At 74.9% G+C, this 16,637-nt stretch carries 14 protein-coding genes; 5 read left to right on the top strand and 9 right to left on the bottom strand.

Annotation, left to right across the window (positions count from 1 at the left end; genetic code table 11):
* Positions 1–75: 75 nt before the first annotated feature.
* Positions 76–1,155, bottom strand: coding sequence for a hypothetical protein (locus E7744_RS10920; RefSeq protein ID WP_137774141.1), 1,080 nt, complete (start codon positions 1,153–1,155; stop codon positions 76–78).
* Positions 1,156–1,360: 205 nt separating this feature from the next.
* Between E7744_RS10920 and E7744_RS10915 the strand changes: the two genes are divergently transcribed.
* Positions 1,361–2,707, top strand: coding sequence for an alkaline phosphatase PhoX (locus tag E7744_RS10915; RefSeq protein ID WP_137774140.1), 1,347 nt, complete (start codon positions 1,361–1,363; stop codon positions 2,705–2,707).
* Here E7744_RS10915 and E7744_RS10910 read toward each other — a convergent pair.
* Positions 2,664–3,386, bottom strand: coding sequence for a hypothetical protein (locus E7744_RS10910; protein WP_137774139.1), 723 nt, complete (start codon positions 3,384–3,386; stop codon positions 2,664–2,666). The two genes, E7744_RS10915 and E7744_RS10910, sit on opposite strands and share 44 nt — an antisense overlap.
* Before the next feature lie 122 nt (positions 3,387–3,508).
* Here E7744_RS10910 and E7744_RS15840 point away from each other — a divergent pair, with 122 nt between their 5' ends.
* Together E7744_RS15840 and E7744_RS10905 are read left to right on the top strand one after the other, a co-directional pair.
* The gene (locus tag E7744_RS15840; protein WP_168199804.1) at positions 3,509–3,646 is read left to right on the top strand and encodes a hypothetical protein; all 138 of its coding nucleotides are present in this window, start codon (positions 3,509–3,511) and stop codon (positions 3,644–3,646) included.
* 5 nt (positions 3,647–3,651) lie between these two features.
* Positions 3,652–3,837 carry a hypothetical protein gene (locus E7744_RS10905; RefSeq protein WP_137774138.1) on the top strand — a complete coding sequence of 62 codons (186 nt, stop codon included), beginning with the start codon at positions 3,652–3,654 and terminating at the stop codon, positions 3,835–3,837.
* 45 nt (positions 3,838–3,882) lie between these two features.
* Here the strand turns inward: E7744_RS10905 and E7744_RS10900 are convergent, their stop codons facing one another.
* On the bottom strand, positions 3,883–5,334 hold the full coding sequence (locus tag E7744_RS10900; RefSeq protein ID WP_210417103.1) for an MFS transporter: 1,452 nt from the start codon (positions 5,332–5,334) through the stop codon (positions 3,883–3,885).
* A 499-nt stretch (positions 5,335–5,833) separates the two neighbouring features.
* On the opposite strand from E7744_RS10900, the gene E7744_RS10895 reads away from it, so the two are divergent.
* Positions 5,834–7,969 carry a glycogen debranching N-terminal domain-containing protein gene (locus tag E7744_RS10895; protein ID WP_137774137.1) on the top strand — a complete coding sequence of 712 codons (2,136 nt, stop codon included), beginning with the start codon at positions 5,834–5,836 and terminating at the stop codon, positions 7,967–7,969.
* 55 nt (positions 7,970–8,024) lie between these two features.
* Complete coding sequence (locus E7744_RS10890; protein ID WP_137774136.1) at positions 8,025–9,194, top strand: glycosyltransferase family 4 protein; 1,170 nt, start codon at positions 8,025–8,027, stop codon at positions 9,192–9,194.
* On the opposite strand, the gene E7744_RS10885 is transcribed toward E7744_RS10890, so the two are convergent.
* The 6 genes from E7744_RS10885 to E7744_RS10860 all read right to left on the bottom strand — a co-directional run bounded on the left by E7744_RS10885 (position 9,181) and on the right by E7744_RS10860 (position 16,563).
* Complete coding sequence (locus tag E7744_RS10885; RefSeq protein WP_137774135.1) at positions 9,181–10,995, bottom strand: biotin carboxylase N-terminal domain-containing protein; 1,815 nt, start codon at positions 10,993–10,995, stop codon at positions 9,181–9,183. The two genes, E7744_RS10890 and E7744_RS10885, sit on opposite strands and share 14 nt — an antisense overlap.
* A 134-nt stretch (positions 10,996–11,129) precedes the next feature.
* Positions 11,130–11,876, bottom strand: a complete 747-nt coding sequence (locus E7744_RS10880; protein WP_137774134.1) for a nucleoside triphosphate pyrophosphatase — start codon at positions 11,874–11,876, stop codon at positions 11,130–11,132.
* Positions 11,873–13,597, bottom strand: a complete 1,725-nt coding sequence (locus tag E7744_RS10875) for a DUF885 domain-containing protein (RefSeq protein ID WP_137774133.1) — start codon at positions 13,595–13,597, stop codon at positions 11,873–11,875. Before E7744_RS10875 ends, E7744_RS10880 begins: the two co-directional genes overlap by 4 nt.
* A gap of 46 nt (positions 13,598–13,643) precedes the next feature.
* Positions 13,644–13,898: an acyl-CoA carboxylase epsilon subunit gene (locus E7744_RS10870; RefSeq protein WP_137774132.1), complete on the bottom strand. Its 255-nt coding sequence runs from the start codon at positions 13,896–13,898 to the stop codon at positions 13,644–13,646.
* Positions 13,899–13,918: 20 nt separating this feature from the next.
* Positions 13,919–15,547, bottom strand: a complete 1,629-nt coding sequence (locus tag E7744_RS10865) for an acyl-CoA carboxylase subunit beta (RefSeq protein WP_246858409.1) — start codon at positions 15,545–15,547, stop codon at positions 13,919–13,921.
* Between the two features lie 221 nt (positions 15,548–15,768).
* Positions 15,769–16,563 (bottom strand): bifunctional 2-polyprenyl-6-hydroxyphenol methylase/3-demethylubiquinol 3-O-methyltransferase UbiG, encoded by a 795-nt coding sequence (locus E7744_RS10860; protein ID WP_137774130.1) that lies wholly within the window; start codon positions 16,561–16,563, stop codon positions 15,769–15,771.
* Positions 16,564–16,637: the final 74 nt, after the last annotated feature.

The following is a 16,637-nucleotide window of genomic DNA, read 5'->3' as shown; positions in this document are numbered from 1 at the left end:
GCGCCGGACAGGCGTGGCCCCCGGCCTCCGAGGCCGGGCCGCCGCGGCGAGGCCACTGCGGCCCGGCGACCGGGGTCAGGCGGTCGGGAGCCGTGCGGGCGGGGCAAGGGGAACTGCGCGGACGGTGTGCGACCGGCGCGACGTGCCCGACACCAGCAGCGCGGCGGCGCCGATGACGTAGGCGGCCACGACGGCCGGCTCCTGGGGGTCGGTGCCGGCGGCGCCCGGGATGCCGGCGCGGGCCTGCCCGGCCAGCTCGGCGAGGTACCCGAGCTGCTGGAGGAGCCCGGAGACCAGCAGCGTGCCACCCAGCAGGTGGCCCCAGGACAGGCCGCGCCACAGCAGCACGGCGGCCACCAGGTAGGACGGCACCACGAGGACCAGGTCGGCGGCGTAGGCCAGTTGGATCCCCTCGGGAGTCTGGACGAGCAGGCTCTCCTCCGGGGGTGCCCCGGTCAGGGCCTCGCGGACCGCGAAGAATGTCCACGTGCCGCCGAGTCCACCGCCCAGCAGCCCCAGGACGGCCGCGGCGATCCGGGCCGGAAGTCGGCCCACGGACCGCGCCGCGACCTGGTCCGGGTCCGCTGTCCGCAGCACGAGGACGAGCGCGGCGGCGGACAGGACCAGCGCCGCGACGTGGAGCAGGAACGTGGCGGTGGACCCGAGCCCGAACACGGACAGCACGGAGGTGTACAGGATGTAGGCGAGCGTTCCCGACCACAGCAGCCGGCCGCGCAGGGACCCCCGCTCCGCGAGCCACCAGCCGCCCAGCAGCCCCGGCCCGGCCACGGCGAGCGTGACCAGGTCCAGGCCGCGGAACATCGCGGCCCTCGAGGCGGGGTTCCCGTACAGGTCCGGCAGCAGCAGTCCCGCGGCGCTGGAGCCGGTGGCGACGACGGCGAGGAGTCCGGTGAGCGCGCCTGCGGTCCGGCCTCGGCCCGGCCGCACGATGGCACGGTGCTGCGCCTCCGGCGCGGACGGAATGGACGGGGCGGGCGGACCGCCGCTCGCCCCGAGACCGTCGCGCCGGCGTCGGGCGGCCAACCGCCGGGCGAACCCGGCGCGGACGGTCCGGGCCAGGGCCGTGGTGCGCTCCAGGGCGGCGTGCCACCAGTGCCGGGCCGGCGCCGCGGGCGTGGGGGAGAGGGCGGTCATGGGGACTCCCAGGGACTCCGGGGGCAGGGGTGGGTCGACCCTAGCGGGGCACGCCGCGGCGGGACAGGGGCCGGGAACCGGTGCGCCCCGGCAGTCTTCACCCGCAGCGGGCGGCCCGTTCACCTGCGCCCGGCCACCCGTTCACCCGGCCCCGGTGGTCTGGGGAGGCCAGATCCCCCATCCACCCGCAGGAGGGCCTTCCATCATGACCACTTCCACCAGCGCGGCGGCCTCCCGCCTCGGCCGCCGCGGCTTCCTCGCCGGCGGCACGCTCACCGCGGCGGCGGCGCTGTCCGCCCTCATGGGCAACACCGCCCACGCCGCCCAGGGCCGCACCCGGGGCGACGACACCATGCAGGCGCCGGACAACGGTGGCTACGGCCCCCTCGAGCCAGCCCCGGGCGGCGAGCTGCTGCTGCCCGCCGGCTTCTCCTACGTGGCCTTCGGCCACACCGGGTCGGTCATGAGCGACGGCACCCCCACGCCCGGCAAGCACGACGGCATGGCCGCGTTCCCGGGCCGGGACGGGATGATCAACCTGGTGCGCAACCACGAGAACTCCCAGGGCGCGGCCTTCGGCGCCAACAGCTACGACCCGTCGGCCGCCGGCGGCACCACCAACCTCGTCTTCGATCCCCGGGCCATGGCGCTCGTGAGCGCGTACCCCTCGCTGACCGGGACCATTCGCAACTGTGCCGGCGGCCCGACGCCGGCCGGCACCTGGCTCTCCTGTGAGGAGACCTTCACGGGCCTCGACGTCGAGCGACCACACGGCTACGTCTTCGAGGTGCCCGCGGACGCCACCTCGCCCGTCGATCCCGTGCCGCTGAAGGCCATGGGCCGGTTCACGCACGAGGCCGTCGCGATCGACCCCTCCACCGGCATCGTCTATGAGACGGAGGACCGCGGCACCTCCGGCTTCTACCGGTTCCTGCCGGAGGACCCGCAGGACCTCGCTGCCGGCGGGCGCCTGCAGATGATGGCCGTCAAGGATCGGCCGCAGTACGACACCCGGTACAGCCAGCGACCCGGCACGCCGCTGCCCGTCGAGTGGGTGGACATCGCCGACCCGGATCCGGACAGCGACGACAGCCTGGCCGTCTTCAAGCAGGGCCACGCCCTCGGCGGCGCCGTCTTCGCCCGACTGGAGGGGGCCTGGTACGGGGACGGCTCGATCTACGTCAACTCCACGAGCGGCGGCGACGCCGGCCTCGGCCAGGTCTGGGAGTACCGTCCGCGCGGCACGTCCGGCGGCCAGCTGGTGCTGGTCTACGAGTCCACCGACCCGGACGTGCTGCAGAGCCCGGACAACCTGTGCGTGTCGCCCAACACCGGCGGACTGGTGCTGTGCGAGGACGGCGGCGGCAAGGACCTGTTGCGCGGGATCACCCCGGACGGGCTGATCTTCGACCTGGCGGAACTGGCCTCGGACAACACGAGCGAACTCGCGGGGGCCACGTTCAGCCCGGACGGGCGGATCCTGTTCTTCAACGTCCAGACCCCCGGCATCACCTACGCGGTGACCGGGCCGTGGGAGCGCGGCGCCCTGTAGGCGTCACGGGGACGCCGGGGCCGGCGGCACCGCCGGCCCCGGCCACCGGGGGGGAGACCACCGGGGAGAACAGCCCGCACAACAGGCCCAGCACCGCGCCGGCGGCCACCCCGGTCACCGTGCCGAGCAGCACCACCGCGGGCAGGGGCCACGCGGCGGGGGCCGTGGTGGCGCCGAGGAAGATGACGGCCATGGCCGGTGTCCAGGCCACCGTGCTGACGAGCGCCCACCGCCAGGGGTGCGCCACAGCCGGGCGCAGCACCACCGACTGGGCCGCCCCGAGCACCGCGCCCATGACGGCGCCGAGCGCGGCGGCCCCGGCCAGCACGAGCGGCCAGGGCGGTTCCCCGGCGTCCCCGGGAGCGGAGAGCACCGCCGGGGCCGAGGCCGCGGCCCAGCCGAGCCCGGCGACCAGCACGGTGACGACCGTCCAGCGTCCGCGGCGCAGCCCGTGCACCTCACGGCCCAGGGCGGCGGTTTGGGCCGCTCCCACCGCGGCGCCCTCGAGGATCCCCGCGGCCACGACCAGGGCGAGCGCGGCACCGGTGCCCGGCCCCGCGGCCTCGGCACCCCAGTCCGCGCCGAGCCGGGCGGCGAGCGCCGCGGCCGTCATCCCGAGGGCCTCCGCCGCGGCGCACAGCCCTACCCACCGGACCAGGCGCCGTGATGTCATCGGCATGCCAGCACACCCCTTCCGGAACGACGCGCCCGATCCTGCGCGCCAGCGTGGCACGGCTCCCGCCGGGTGCGCCAGAGGCCAGGGGCCGCCCCCGGGCGGGGCGGGACCACTCGGGAGGAACCATGACCGTCGTCGACGCCGCCGCCGTCCTGCCGGACGTGCGGCGCTTCGCGGGCCTCGTGCGCCTGGGCGGGTGGGCCGCCCTGGCGAGCGTGGTGCTGATCGTGGGGGGGGGGGGGGGCTCGTCGCCGCCGCCCTGATGGCCGTGCCCTCCAATGCCGGGGTCGTGGGCCTGGTGTTCGCGCTGGCCTCCCTGCTGCCGTGGTCCGTGTTCGCGGTGCTCGCCGGCCGGCGCCTGCTCGTCCTCGCGCGCACCGCAGGGGACCCCGCGGGCACCGCCGGAGGCCCCTCGCGCCCCGGGGACGACGCCGGCCCGGCACCCTCGCGTTGAGGGTGCCGGGCCGGCGTCGGGCCGAGGGGGACGAACCCCCTCCGGTCACGGCTCGGAGACGATCTCCTCGGAGATGGCCCGCGAGGCGGCGCCGTCCGAGTCGAGCGACTTCGTCCTCGTCTCGGGGGACAGCACGAGGGCGAGGAGCGTCAGCACGGAGGCGGCGGAGAGGTAGTAGCCCACGTGGGCGACCGAGTAGGCCTGCACCAGCCAGGCGGCGACGAACGGGGTGAGCGCCGCGCCGAGGATGGAGGAGACGTTGTAGGCGATCCCGGAGCCCGTGTACCGCGTGTTGGTGGGGAACAGCTCCGGCAGGATGGCGGACATTGGGCCGAAGGTCAGGCCCATGAGCGTCATGCCCACGATGAGGAAGAGCATCATCTGGACGGTGTTCAGGTCCGTGCCCTGGCCGATCGAGTCGGCGCTGAGCCACCAGCCGAAGGTCAGGCCGAAGGCGAGCAGCAGGGCCGTGATGACGACCAGGGTGGGCTTGCGCCCGAAGCGGTCCGCGAGCCAGCCGGCCACCGGCACGAACGCGGCGAAGAACAGGATGCCGATCAGCTGGAGCACCAGGAAGTCGGAGTAGGGCACGCCCAGCCCGCCGGTCTTCTCCGGGTTGCCGATCGCGTAGGACAGGATCCACGTGGTCATCAGGTAGAACAGCACGTAGGTGGCCAGCATGATGAAGGTGCCCAGGATGAGCTCCCACCAGTTCTTGCGGAAGACCTCGCCCAGCGGCGCCTTGACGCGCTCGTCGTTCTCCACGGCGCGGCGGAAGACCGGGGTCTCCTGCAGGCGGACCCGGACGTACAGGCCGATCGCGACCATGACCAGGGAGAGCAGGAACGGCAGTCGCCACACCCAGGTGAGGAAGGCGCCGTCCATGTCCGGGTTCGTGGAGTCGTGGTCGAAGGAAAGGGTGAGGATGAGGAACAGGCCGTTGGCCAGCAGGAAGCCGATCGGGGCGCCGAGCTGGGGCCACATCGCCGCCCAGGCGCGCTTGCCCTTCTGCGCGGTCTCGGTGGCCAGCAGGGCGGCCCCGGACCACTCGCCGCCCAGGCCCAGGCCCTGGCAGAAGCGCAGGATGGTCAGCATGGCCGGGGCCCACAGGCCGACCTGGTAGTAGGTCGGCAGCAGGCCGATGAGGAACGTGGCGATGCCCATGGTCAGCAGCGAGCCGATGAGCGTCGCCTTGCGGCCGATCCGGTCGCCGAAGTGGCCGAACAGGACCGAGCCCACCGGACGGGCGATGAACGCGGCGCCGAAGGTGGCCATCGAGGCCAGCAGGGCCGCGCCGTCGTCGCCGGCGCGGAAGAAGATCAGCGGGAAGACCGAGACCGCCGCGGTGGCGTAGACGTAGAAGTCGTAGAACTCGATCGAGGTCCCCATGAGGGACGCCAGCACCACGCGCGAGCGGGGGACGCCCAGCTCGGCGGTGCCGTCGTCCTTGGCGGGGGCGGTCCCGGCCGGGCCCCCCGTGGACAGGTCAGCGGACATGGCAATGCTCCTGAGGTGAGGATGGCGATGACGGCCACGCCGTGCAACGGTCCGTGGCCGGCGCCGCGGGGGCGCCTGGGAGGGTCCGGCACGCCGGTGGGAACCGGCCGCGTGGCCCATCCATCCTACGCGCGCGTCCAGATGACGGGCAGTCGGTCCACATAATGAGACAGCCTTGTTCCTGGGAGGCTTTGCGGGCAGAAGCAACCGGTGGTTTCTGCCCCCGAAGCACTCCGGGGGGGGCGGCGAGGACATGGCCGGTCCGCGCGGGTGCCTCTCCGGGGGGCCCGGCCTGTCCGGGGTCCGCACCCCGTCGCCCGGGCCGGGGTCCGTACCCCGTCGCCCGGGCCGTGGTCCCTACCCTGTCGCCCGGGCCGGGGGCGGGTCTACCATTCACGCCACGACCAGTCGAGCCGGCCGCCGGGCGCCGCCCGGGAGGGGGGCGGGGACCGACGCAGGGGCGCGGTGCGGGGCACCGCTTCGGAACCGGAGGTGCAGGGTGACGCTCGCGTGGAACTTCGCCGGATCGCCGGGAGGCGTCTCGTCCGGCACGGTGACCCTCCTGGAGGGCTCGTCCTTCTGCCTGTCCGAGGCCTCGGGGGACATCACCCCCGGCGCCGCGCAGGGCCTGTTCCTGCGGGACACCCGGGTGCTCTCCCGCTGGGAGCTCCGCCTCGACGGGGATCCGGTGGAGCCCCTCACCGTCCTGGCGGAGGAGACCTACCGCGGCACCTTCATCGGCCGGGCCCGGCCGCGGGCCGGCCTGGCCGACTCCACCCTCGTGGTCGAGCGCCACCGGTTCATCGGCGCGAGCATGCGCGAGGACCTCGTGGTGCGCAACCTCGGGGCCGAGACGGCGGCGTTCGCGATGACCGTGCACGTGGACGCCGACTTCGGCGACCTCTTCGAGGTCAAGGCGGGCCACGTCGAGAGCCGGGGCGAGCACTCCATCCAGCACGGGGAGGACGAGCTGCACCTGACCCGGCGATGGCAGGGGCACAGCCGGGGCACGGTGGTCTCGGTGGTGGGGGCGACCATGCTGCCCGACGCCATCACGTTCCGGGTGGTGGTCCCGGCGCGGGGACAGTGGAGGACCTCGCTGCACGTCGAACCCGTCATCGACGGCGTGCGGCCGGACCTGGCGTTCCCGGAGGACCAACCCGTCACCCGGATGCTGCCGGCGGTGCGGCGCACGGCGTGGCGGGGGGAGACGCCCACGGTCATGGTGCCCGACCCCGAGCTGCTGGAGACCCTGCGCACGAGCGGCCGCGACCTGGAGTCCCTGCGCATCTACGACCCGACCGATCCGAAGGCCGTGGCGGTGGCCGCCGGCGCGCCCTGGTTCATGGCCCTGTTCGGCCGGGACTCCATCCTCACCGCGCTGATGACCCTGTCCCTGAGCCCCTCGCTCGCCCTCGGCACCGCCGAGGCGCTCGCGAAGTACCAGGGCGCCCGCGAGGACCCGGTCACCGAGGAGCAGCCGGGCCGGATCCTGCACGAGATGCGGTTCGGCGTGGACGCCGCGGACGCCCTGGGCGGCAACGTCTACTACGGCACGGCCGACGCCACGCCGCTGTTCGTCATCCTCGTGGGCGAGCTGCTGCGCTGGGGCGCCCCGCCGGACCGGCTGCGGGCCCTGCTGCCCCACGTGGACCGCGCGCTGGAGTGGGTGGAGCGCCACGGCGACCGGGACGGCGACGGCTTCGTGGAGTACCAGCGCGGCACCGACCGCGGACTGGTGAACCAGGGGTGGAAGGACTCCCACGACGGCATCACGGACGCCTCGGGCCGGATCCCCCGGGGCCCCATCGCGCTCGTGGAGGTCCAGGCGTACGTCTACGGCGCCTACCTGGCCCGCGCCCTGCTCGCCGAGGCGCTCGAGGACGACGCCGGGACCGCACGGGCGTTCCGGGACCGCGCGGCCCGGTTGCGGGAGCGCTTCGAGGAGGCCTTCTGGCTGCCCGAGCGCGGCTGGTACGCGATCGCGCTGGACGGGGACAAGGACCCCGTGGACTCGCTGGCCTCGAACATGGGGCACGCCCTGTGGACGGGCATCGTGGCGCAGGAGCACGCGGCCTCCGTGGCCGACCACCTGCTCTCCCCGGCGATGTTCACCCGCTGGGGGGTGCGCACCCTCGCCAGCACGATGGGCGCGTACAACCCCATGAGCTACCACATCGGCTCGATCTGGCCCCACGACAACGCCATCATCGCCACCGGGCTGCGCCGGTACGGCTTCGTCGAGCACGCCGCCCGCGTCGCCCGCGCGCTGTACGGCGCGGCCACGGAGTTCGGGGGCCGGCTGCCGGAGCTGATGTGCGGCTTCGACGCCGACGAGTACGCCCAGGCGGTGCCCTACCCGGCGGCCTGCTCGCCCCAGGCCTGGGCCTCCGCGGCGCCGGTGGAGCTGACCCGGATGCTGCTGGGGGCCAGGCCGTGCTTCCCGCACCGGCACCTGCGCCTGGACCCTCGGCTGCCGGCGGAGCTGCAGCCGCTCACGATCCGCGGCCTGCGCCTCGGCGACGCGCTGGTGGACGTCGAGGTCCGGGACGGGCAGGCCACCGTGACGGGGCTCGCCGACGGGATGACGGTCAGCGCCGAGCCGTGCGCCTGCGGCGAGCCCGGGTCCCCCTGAGGGGACCGGTGGTCGAGACGTGCCACAGCGGAGGGGTCCCTGGGAGAGGAAGCCGATGGACTCGCTGCGCATCGCCATGGTGGCCCCGCCGTTCTTCGAGGTGCCCCCGCGGGGCTACGGCGGGATCGAGCTGGTGCTCGCGCATCTCGTCGACGCCCTCGTGGAGCGCGGCCACGACGTCACGCTGGTCGGCGCCGGGGGACACGGCACGAGGGCCCGGTTCCGCCGGACCTACGCCGTCCCCCAGCGGGAGCGCCTGAGGGAGGTGCTGCCCGAGGCCGTCCACGCCGCCGCCGTCGCCGAGGTCCTCGACGGCCTCGCGGTGGACCTGGTCCACGACCACACCCTGCTCGGCCCGCTCCAGGCCCGGGGCCGGGCCGTCCCGACGGTCGTGACCGTGCACGGCCCGGTCGCCGGGGAGCCGGGCGGGTACTACCGGTCCGTGGGCCGCAGCGCGCACCTGGTGGCGATCTCGCACGCCCAGCGGGCGCTCGCCCCGGACCTGCACTGGGCCGGGACCGTGCACAACGCCCTGGACCCCACGTGCTCGCCCTTCCGCGACCGGAAGGAGGACTGGGTGCTGTTCCTGGGCCGGTGCACCCCGGACAAGGGCATGCACCTGGCGATCGACGTGGCCCGGGCGGCGGGCCGGCGGATCCGGATCGCGGCGAAGTGCACCGAGCCGCCGGAACGCCGGTACTTCGAGGCCGAGATCCGCCCGCGGCTCGGGCCGGGGGTGGAGTGGCTGGGCGAGCTGTGCGGACCCGCCAAGGCCGAGGCCCTCGCCGCCGCCCGCTGCCTGCTGTTCCCGCTGCAGTGGGAGGAGCCCTTCGGGATGGTGCTGATCGAGGCGCTCGCCGCGGGCACCCCCGTGGTGACGATGCCCCGCGGGGCGGTCCCGGAGATCATCACGGACGGCGTGACGGGCCTGGTGCGGGACCGGGTCGAGGACCTGGTCCCGGCGCTCGCGGAGGTCGGGCGGATCGATCCCCGCCGGTGCCGGCGGGAGGTGCTCGAGCGGTTCGTCCCGGCCACCATGGCCGCCGGCTACGAGGCGGTGTACCGGCGGGTGCTCGACGGCGCCGCCCCCGCCCCCGCCCCGGCGCCGGCCGCCGCGCGGCGGCCGGTGGCGACGGCGCCCTCACGTCCCGCCCCCTCGGGTCCCGCCCCGCCGGGTCCCGCACCGGGCGGCACGGGACCGGACGGCGCGGTCAGTCGGCGATGACCGCGATCGCCGCGCCGGCGGTCACCGTGGCGCCCGGCTCGGCGGACAGCTCCGTGAGGGTGCCGGACTTGTGGGCGGTGAGCGGCTGCTCCATCTTCATCGCCTCGAGCACCACGATCAGGTCCCCCTCCGCGACGACGTCCCCGACACCCGCGGCGACCTTGACGATCGTGCCCTGCATCGGCGAGGTGAGGGTGTCCCCGTCCGTGCCGGTGGCCGTGGCGCCGCGGCTGCCCCGGGACTTGCGCCGGCGCGCCCCGGCCTTGGTGGTGCCGGCCACGGTCGAGATCGCCCCGAGGATGGCGGGCAGGGTGACCTCGACGCGCTTGCCGTTGACCTCCACGGTGACGGACCTGCGGTCCTCCGGCTCGGGCGCCTCGTCCGCGCCGGCGGGGGCCGCGTACGGGGCGATGGTGTTCTCGAAGTCGGTCTCGATCCACCGCGTGTGCACGGAGAAGGACTCCCCGTCCCGCGGGGCGAAGGCGGGGTCGGCGACCACCGCGCGGTGGAACGGCAGCACGGTGGGCATGCCGGCCACCTGCATCTCGGCCAGGGCCCGGCGGGAGCGCTCGAGGGCCTGCCGGCGCGTGGCGCCGGTGACGACGAGCTTGGCCACCATGGAGTCGAAGGCACCCGTGATCGTCTCGCCCTCCTCCACGCCGGTGTCCACGCGCACCCCGGGGCCGGAGGGCAGCCGGAACCGGGTCAGCGTGCCGGGGGCGGGCATGAAGTTGCGGCCCGGGTCCTCGCCGTTGATCCGGAACTCGAAGGAGTGCCCCCGCACCGCGGGGTCGTCGTAGCCCAGTGCCTCGCCGCGGGCGATCCGGAACTGCTCCCGGACCAGGTCCAGTCCCGTGACCTCCTCGGAGACCGGGTGCTCGACCTGCAGCCGGGTGTTCACCTCGAGGAAGGAGATCGTGCCGTCCGTGCCCACGAGGAACTCGCACGTGCCGGCGCCCACGTAGCCGGCGGCGCGCAGCAGGTCCTTGGAGGCGGAGTACAGGCGCTCCTGCTGCTCGGGGGTGAGGAAGGGGGCGGGGGCCTCCTCCACCAGCTTCTGGTTGCGCCGCTGCAGGGAGCAGTCGCGCGTGGAGACCACCACCACGGTGCCGGCCGCGTCCGCCAGGCACTGGGTCTCCACGTGCCGCGGCGCGTCCAGGAAGCGCTCCACGAAGCACTCGCCCCGGCCGAACGCCGCCGTGGCCTCGCGCACCGCCGACTCGAACAGTTCGGGGATCTCCTCGCGCGTGCGGGCCACCTTGATGCCGCGGCCGCCGCCGCCGTGCGCGGCCTTGATGGCCAGGGGCAGCCCGTGGGCGTCGGCGAAGGCCAGCACCTCGTCGGCGCCGGAGACGGGGTCCGCGGTGCCGGGCACGAGCGGGGCGCCCACCTCCTGGGCGAGGTGACGGGCGGAGACCTTGTCGCCGAGCCGCTCGATCGCCTCCGGCGGCGGGCCGATCCAGACCAGGCCCGCGGCCTGGACGGCGCGGGCGAAGTCGGCGTTCTCGGACAGGAAGCCGTAGCCCGGGTGCACGGCGTCCGCGCCGGAACTCGCGGCGGCGGCCAGGATCCTGTCCGCCAGCAGGTAGGACTCGGCCGCGGTGGTCCCGCCGAGGGCGATCGCGTCGTCGGCCATCCGCACGTGCAGGGCGTCGCGGTCCGGTTCCGCGTACACGGCCACGGCCGTGAGCCCCTCGTCGTGGGCGGCCCGGATGACCCGGACGGCAATCTCCCCGCGATTGGCCACGAGCACCCGGGAGAAGGGGCGCGGGGCGGGGGCGTTCGGCGTCGGCTGGGGCATCGGGTCGGGACTCCTTCACGAGCGTTGCGCGGTGTTCTCGGGGACCGCCCTGGGGGGCGGACCCGTCCTGCGAGCCTAGACCCGGCCGTGGGATTCCTACAGGATCCGGCGCCTTTTCCCCGCGCCCGGCCTGGTCAGTTGTAGGAACCCCACAAATCGGTCACCGACCAGCCCAGTTGGTGCAGCAGGCCGCGCAGCGTGGCGACGGACAGGCCGATCACCGCGTTGGGGTCCCCGTGCACGGCCGTCACGAAGGCGGCGCCGCGCCCGTCGATCGTGAAGGCGCCAGCGCACTGCAGCGGCTCCCCGGACCCCACGTAGGCGGCGATCTCCGCGTCCGTGACCTCTGCGAAGGTGACCGAGGCGGTCGACAGCGCGGTGGCCGAGGGCGCCCCGCCGCCGTCGGGCCGCGGACCTCCCGCCCCGGCGCCCGCCGTCCGCGCGCCCGTCGTCCCGACGCCGGCCGGGCCCGTCCCGCGCACCGTGCCGTGGTGCCCGGCGTCGATGAGCGAGTGCCCGGTGTGCAGCTGCCCGGTCCGCCCGGACTGGCGCCGCCAGCGCTCGGCGGCCACGGCGGGTTCCCACGGCTTGCCGTAGGCGGTGCCGTCGAGCTCGAACACCGAGTCGCAGCCCAGCACGAGCGCGCCGGCCGCCTCCGGGCGGGCCGCGACCTCCTCGGCCTTGGCGTGGGCGAGCAGCAGGGCGATCTCGGCGGGGCCGGCGGTGGGGTGGGCCTCGGCGACCGCGTCCTCGTCGACCTCGGAGACCATCACGGTGAAGCCGATGCCGGCGGCCTCGAGGATGCGGGCGCGGGCGGGGGAGGCGGAGGCCAGCACGAGCCGGGGGGCCGGCCGACCGCCGGGGCGGACGGGCGCGCTCATGCCATCGCCTCCCGCAGGGTGTCCAGGCCCATCGAGCCCAGGCGCAGGGCGCGGGTGTGGAAGGCCCGGAGGTCGAACGCCTCGCCGCGCCGGGCGGCCCGGTCGGCGTGCTCGGCCCGCAGCTGCTCCCAGATGCGCTGGCCCACCTTGTAGGCCGGGGCCTGCCCGGGCCAGCCCAGGTAGCGGATGAACTCGAACCGCACCTGGCCCGGGGTGTCGTTGAGGTGCCGCTGCAGGAACGCGAACCCGGACTCGGGCGTCCACGTCCCGCCCCCGTACTCCTCCGGGGCCCGGAAGCCGCAGTGCACGCCGATGTCGAACACCACCCGCGCGGCCCGCATGCGCTGTGCGTCCAGCATGCCGAGGTGGTCCCCGGGATCCTCGAGGAAGCCGAACTCCTCCATCAGCCGCTCGGCGTACAGGGCCCAGCCCTCGCCGTGGCCCGAGGTCCAGCAGGCGTTGCGGCGCCAGTCGTTGAGCTGGCCGCGGTTGAGCATCGCCGTGGCGATCTGCAGGTGGTGCCCCGGCACGCCCTCGTGGTAGACGGTCGTCCTCTGCTCCCACGTGGTGAAGGAGTCCTCTCCCGGCGGCACGGACCACCACATGCGGCCCGGCCGGGAGAAGTCCTCCGAGGGGCCCGTGTAGTACACCCCGCCCTCCTGGGTGGGGGCGATCATGCACTCGATCCGGTCCATGGGCGCCGGGACCTCGAAGTAGGCGCCCATCGCCGCCAGGGCCGCGTCCGAGGTGGACTGCATCCACTCGCGCAGCGCCCCGGTGCCCTCGAGCCGGCGGGCCGGGTCGGCGTTCAGCACCTGCCGGGCCTCCTCGATCGTGGCCCCGGGCCGGATGGCCTCGGCGTCGGCCTGCTGGGCCGCCACGATCCGCGCGAGCTCCTCGAGGCCCCACTCATAGGTCTCCGCCAGGTCGATCCGGGCGCCCAGGAAGACACGGGAGGCCAGGGCGTAGTGGTCCGTCCCCACGGCGTCGCGCTCGGGGGCGGAGCCCCACAGCTCCTCGCGCAGGAAGGCCGCGAGCGAGCGGTAGGCCTCGCCGGCGCCGCGCGCCCGGGTCTCCAGCTCGGCCAGCAGCGGGCCGGGGACGACGCCGGCCGCGGCCGCGCGCTCGACGAGCCCGGGGAAGAAGCCGTCGGGGGCCGAGTGGGCCTCGGCCTGCTCGATGACGATGTCCACCTGGCGCCGGGCGGGGACCTGGCCGGCGTCGCGCGAGGACCGCAGGGACTCGCGGTAGCCCTCCAGGGCGGCCGGCAGGTTGGCCAGCCGGCCGGCGATGTGCTCCCACTGCTCCGCGGTGTCCGTGGGCATGAGGTCGAGGACCTCGCGGATGCCCTGCGCGGGGGAGGCGAGGTTGTTCAGCTCGGTGCGCCGCGTGGCGGTGATCTCCCGCTGCAGCCCGATCCGCTCCCGCATGGCCGCGGCGGTGACCCGGTCCACGTCGTCCGCCGGCTCGAGCCGCTCCAGCTCGGCCAGCACGCGGCGGTCCAGCTCGTCCTGTGCGGCCGTGCCCGCGGGGGAGTAGTCCGCGTACTCGGTCTCGTGCCCGGGGTGGCCCAGTGCCGTGGCGTCCTCGGGGTGCAGTGCCAGGGTGTCGGCGAAGTACCGGTCGGCCAGGTCGTCGATCGCGGTGGGGCGGCGCGGCGGGGCCGCCGCGGGGTCCACGGCGCCGGGGCGGGGGGTATCCGTCCGTGTGGTGTCGGTCATGGACAAACCCTACTGGTCGGGGCGCCCCCGCGCCGCAGGGCGTGCCTCAGCTGTGCCCGGCGGCGTGCCGCCAGGAGTCCGAGCCGGGCCGGGCCCACAGCCCGAGGCGACGGCGGCGCTCCAGGGTGCGGTCCGGGTCGCGCCGACCGGCGCCCTGGCGGTGGTGGTGCTCGGCCTGCACGGCCGCGGCCTGCAGCACCGCGGTCAGCGCCGCGGTCTCCTCGGCGTCCAGGCTGCCGCGGACCACGAGGACCGGCTCCTTGCCGGGGCGGTCCGGGGCGTCGGCATCGCGTGCGGTCATGGCGGGTCGCTCCTTCGGGGTCACAGGGGGATGTTCCCGTGCTTCTTGGCGGGCCGGGACTCGCGCTTGTGGAAGGTGGCGCGCAGCCCGCGGACGAGCTGGACGCGGGTCTCGGCCGGGGTGATGACGGCGTCCACGTAGCCGCGCTCGGCCGCCTGGTAGGGATTGAGCAGTTCGGCCTCGTAGTCCTCCACCAGCTCGGCGCGCCGGGCCTCCACGTCCGCCCCGGACTCCTCGGCGGCGGCGAGCTCGCGCCGGTAGAGGATGTTCACCGCGCCCTGGGCGCCCATCACGCCCACCTGCGCCGTGGGCCACGCGAGGTTCAGGTCCGCGCCGAGCTTCTTGGAGCCCATGACGATGTACGCCCCGCCGTAGGCCTTGCGCGTGATGACGGTCAGCTTGGGCACGGTGGCCTCGGCGTAGGCGTAGATGAGCTTGGCCCCGCGGCGGATGATGCCGGTGAACTCCTGGTCCGTGCCGGGCAGGAAGCCGGGGACGTCCACGAGGGTGACGATCGGGATGTTGAAGGCGTCGCAGAAGCGCACGAACCGCGCGGCCTTCTCGGAGGCGTTGATGTCCAGGGTGCCGGCGAACTGCATCGGCTGGTTCGCCACGATCCCCACCGTGCGGCCCTCGATCCGCCCCAGGCCCGTGATGACGTTCGGCGCGTAGAGCTCCTGGACCTGCAGGAGGTGGCCGTCGTCGAGCAGGTGCTCGATCACCGTGAGCATGTCGTAGGGCTGGTTCGCGGAGTCCGGGACGAGGGTGTCCAGCGTGCGGTCCTCGTCGGTGACCTCCAGCTCCTCCTCGAACGGCTCCACGGGCCCCTCGGCCAGGTTGTTGGAGGGCAGGAACTCCAGCAGCTCCCGCACGTACTCCAGGGCGTCCTCCTCGGAGGCGGCCAGGTAGGAGGCGGTGCCGGTGGTGGTGTTGTGCTGGCGGGCGCCGCCGAGGGTCTCCATGTCCACGTCCTCGCCGGTGACCGTCCTGATGACGTCCGGCCCGGTGATGAACATGTGGGAGGTCTTGTCCACCATGACGATGAAGTCGGTCAGGGCCGGGGAGTAGGCGGCCCCGCCGGCCGAGGGCCCCATGATCACGGAGATCTGCGGGACCACCCCGGAGGACATCACGTTGTTGCGGAAGATGTCCGCGAACATGGCCAGCGAGGCCACGCCCTCCTGGATGCGGGCCCCGCCGCCGTCGTTGATGCCGATCACCGGGCAGCCGTTGCGCGCGGCGAACTCCTGCACCTTGACGATCTTCTCGCCGTTGACCTGGCTGAGGGAGCCGCCGTAGACGGTGAAGTCCTGCGAGTACACCGCCACGAGCCGGCCGTCCACGGTGCCGTGGCCCGAGACGAGGCCGTCGCCGAGCGGCCGCTTGCGGTCCATCCCGAAGGCGGTGGTGCGGTGCACGGCCAGGGCGTCGAACTCGACGAAGGAGCCCGGGTCCAGCAGCATCTCCACGCGCTCGCGGGCGGTGTGCCTGCCCCGCGCGTGCTGCCGTTCGACGGCGGCCGCGCCGGACGGCAGCGCGGCCTCCGCCCGGCGGCGGGCCAGGTCCTGCAGCTTGCCCGCCGTGGTGGTCAGGTCCGGTGCGCCCTCGTCCGGGCTCGCCCCGGTGCTGGCCTCGGTGCGAACGGTCACGGGTCCTCCGTCGGTTGGATCATCCATACAATTCCCCGGGCGCCCGGTGCGGCCCCCCTCCGGCCAACGGTGCCCGTCCGGGGCCCAGTCTAGTGAGGCGGGCCGGGTCCCCCCTTGTAGGAATCCCACAACATCGGGTCCCGGGCCGGTCCCGTGCGAACGGGCCCCGGATCGCCGCGGAAGCGGCCCGGGGCCGCCGCGGAGCGGCCCGGACCGGCGGCTCAGCGGGGCATGCCGCGCACCGCCCAGGCGCGCGCCATCAGGGTGATGCGGCCGTGGGGGCCGCCGGGCAGCTCGTCCCGCACCCGGCGGGCCAGCTCCTCGCGGCGGTCCCCGTCGAGCGAGGCCACGTAGGCCGGGGCCGGTCCGACGCCGTTCAGCAGGGCGCCCCAGTAGTCGTCGAACCCGGCGAAGACCATGCGCAGGAACAGTGGGCCGCAGTGGACGCGGCGCAGTCCCGAGCGGCGGAACAGCGTGTCCAGGGCATCCGCCCGGCACAGCCGGAACCGCCGTCCCTCGTCCAGCTCCCGGGCGTGGGGGTCCAGCGCCGCGGCGGCGTGCCAGAACCGGTCCAGCATCTGCAGCTGCTCGCCGTAGTCCCACACGCACGCCGAGACGAGCGAGTCCTTGCCGGCGGCGAGCGCGGCCATCTCCGCCACGGCGGCCTCCGGCTCCGCCATGAAGTTCAGGGCCAACAGGGACGTGATGCTGTCGTAGCCGCCCTCGCGCACCGGCAGGCCCGGCGCCGCGGCGACCGCGAACCCGGCCCGCTCGTCCCGGACGTGCTCGCGGGCGTGGGCGATGAACTCCTCGGACGGGTCGCAGCCCAGCACGGACGCCGGGTCCGCCGTGGCGCAGATGGCCTCGGTGAGCGCGCCGGTGCCGCAGCCGACGTCCAGCCAGTGGCCCTGCGGCGGGGCTTCGAGCCACTGCAGGAACCGCGGTGCCAGCCGACGGCTCCACCGCCCCATGTAGGTCTCGTACGCGGCGGGCCCGGCCCACTGGTCCAGCATCATCTCCGGCCTCTTCCCAGTCGATCCGACAGTCATCGAAGGATGATCCCGAGGGTACGCCGCCCACCCGTCCCGCA

Origin of the sequence: Citricoccus sp. SGAir0253 (assembly GCF_005877055.1) — a bacterium.
GTDB lineage: Bacteria > Actinomycetota > Actinomycetes > Actinomycetales > Micrococcaceae > Citricoccus.
Note: the sequence above shows the minus strand (reverse complement) of the source record. Positions and strands in the feature narration are given on the sequence as shown.

Bases quoted from the DNA above. Each gene is read 5' to 3' on its own strand.
- E7744_RS10920 (WP_137774141.1), bottom strand. From the start codon at position 1,155: ATGACCGCCCTCTCCCCCACGCCCGCGGCGCCGGCCCGGCACTGGTGG.
- E7744_RS10915 (WP_137774140.1), top strand. From the start codon at position 1,361: ATGACCACTTCCACCAGCGCGGCGGCCTCCCGCCTCGGCCGCCGCGGC.
- E7744_RS10910 (WP_137774139.1), bottom strand. From the start codon at position 3,386: ATGCCGATGACATCACGGCGCCTGGTCCGGTGGGTAGGGCTGTGCGCC.
- E7744_RS15840 (WP_168199804.1), top strand. From the start codon at position 3,509: ATGACCGTCGTCGACGCCGCCGCCGTCCTGCCGGACGTGCGGCGCTTC.
- E7744_RS10900 (WP_210417103.1), bottom strand. From the start codon at position 5,334: ATGTCCGCTGACCTGTCCACGGGGGGCCCGGCCGGGACCGCCCCCGCC.
- E7744_RS10890 (WP_137774136.1), top strand. From the start codon at position 8,025: ATGGACTCGCTGCGCATCGCCATGGTGGCCCCGCCGTTCTTCGAGGTG.
- E7744_RS10885 (WP_137774135.1), bottom strand. From the start codon at position 10,995: ATGCCCCAGCCGACGCCGAACGCCCCCGCCCCGCGCCCCTTCTCCCGG.
- E7744_RS10880 (WP_137774134.1), bottom strand. From the start codon at position 11,876: ATGAGCGCGCCCGTCCGCCCCGGCGGTCGGCCGGCCCCCCGGCTCGTG.
- E7744_RS10875 (WP_137774133.1), bottom strand. From the start codon at position 13,597: ATGACCGACACCACACGGACGGATACCCCCCGCCCCGGCGCCGTGGAC.
- E7744_RS10870 (WP_137774132.1), bottom strand. From the start codon at position 13,898: ATGACCGCACGCGATGCCGACGCCCCGGACCGCCCCGGCAAGGAGCCG.
- E7744_RS10860 (WP_137774130.1), bottom strand. From the start codon at position 16,563: ATGATGCTGGACCAGTGGGCCGGGCCCGCCGCGTACGAGACCTACATG.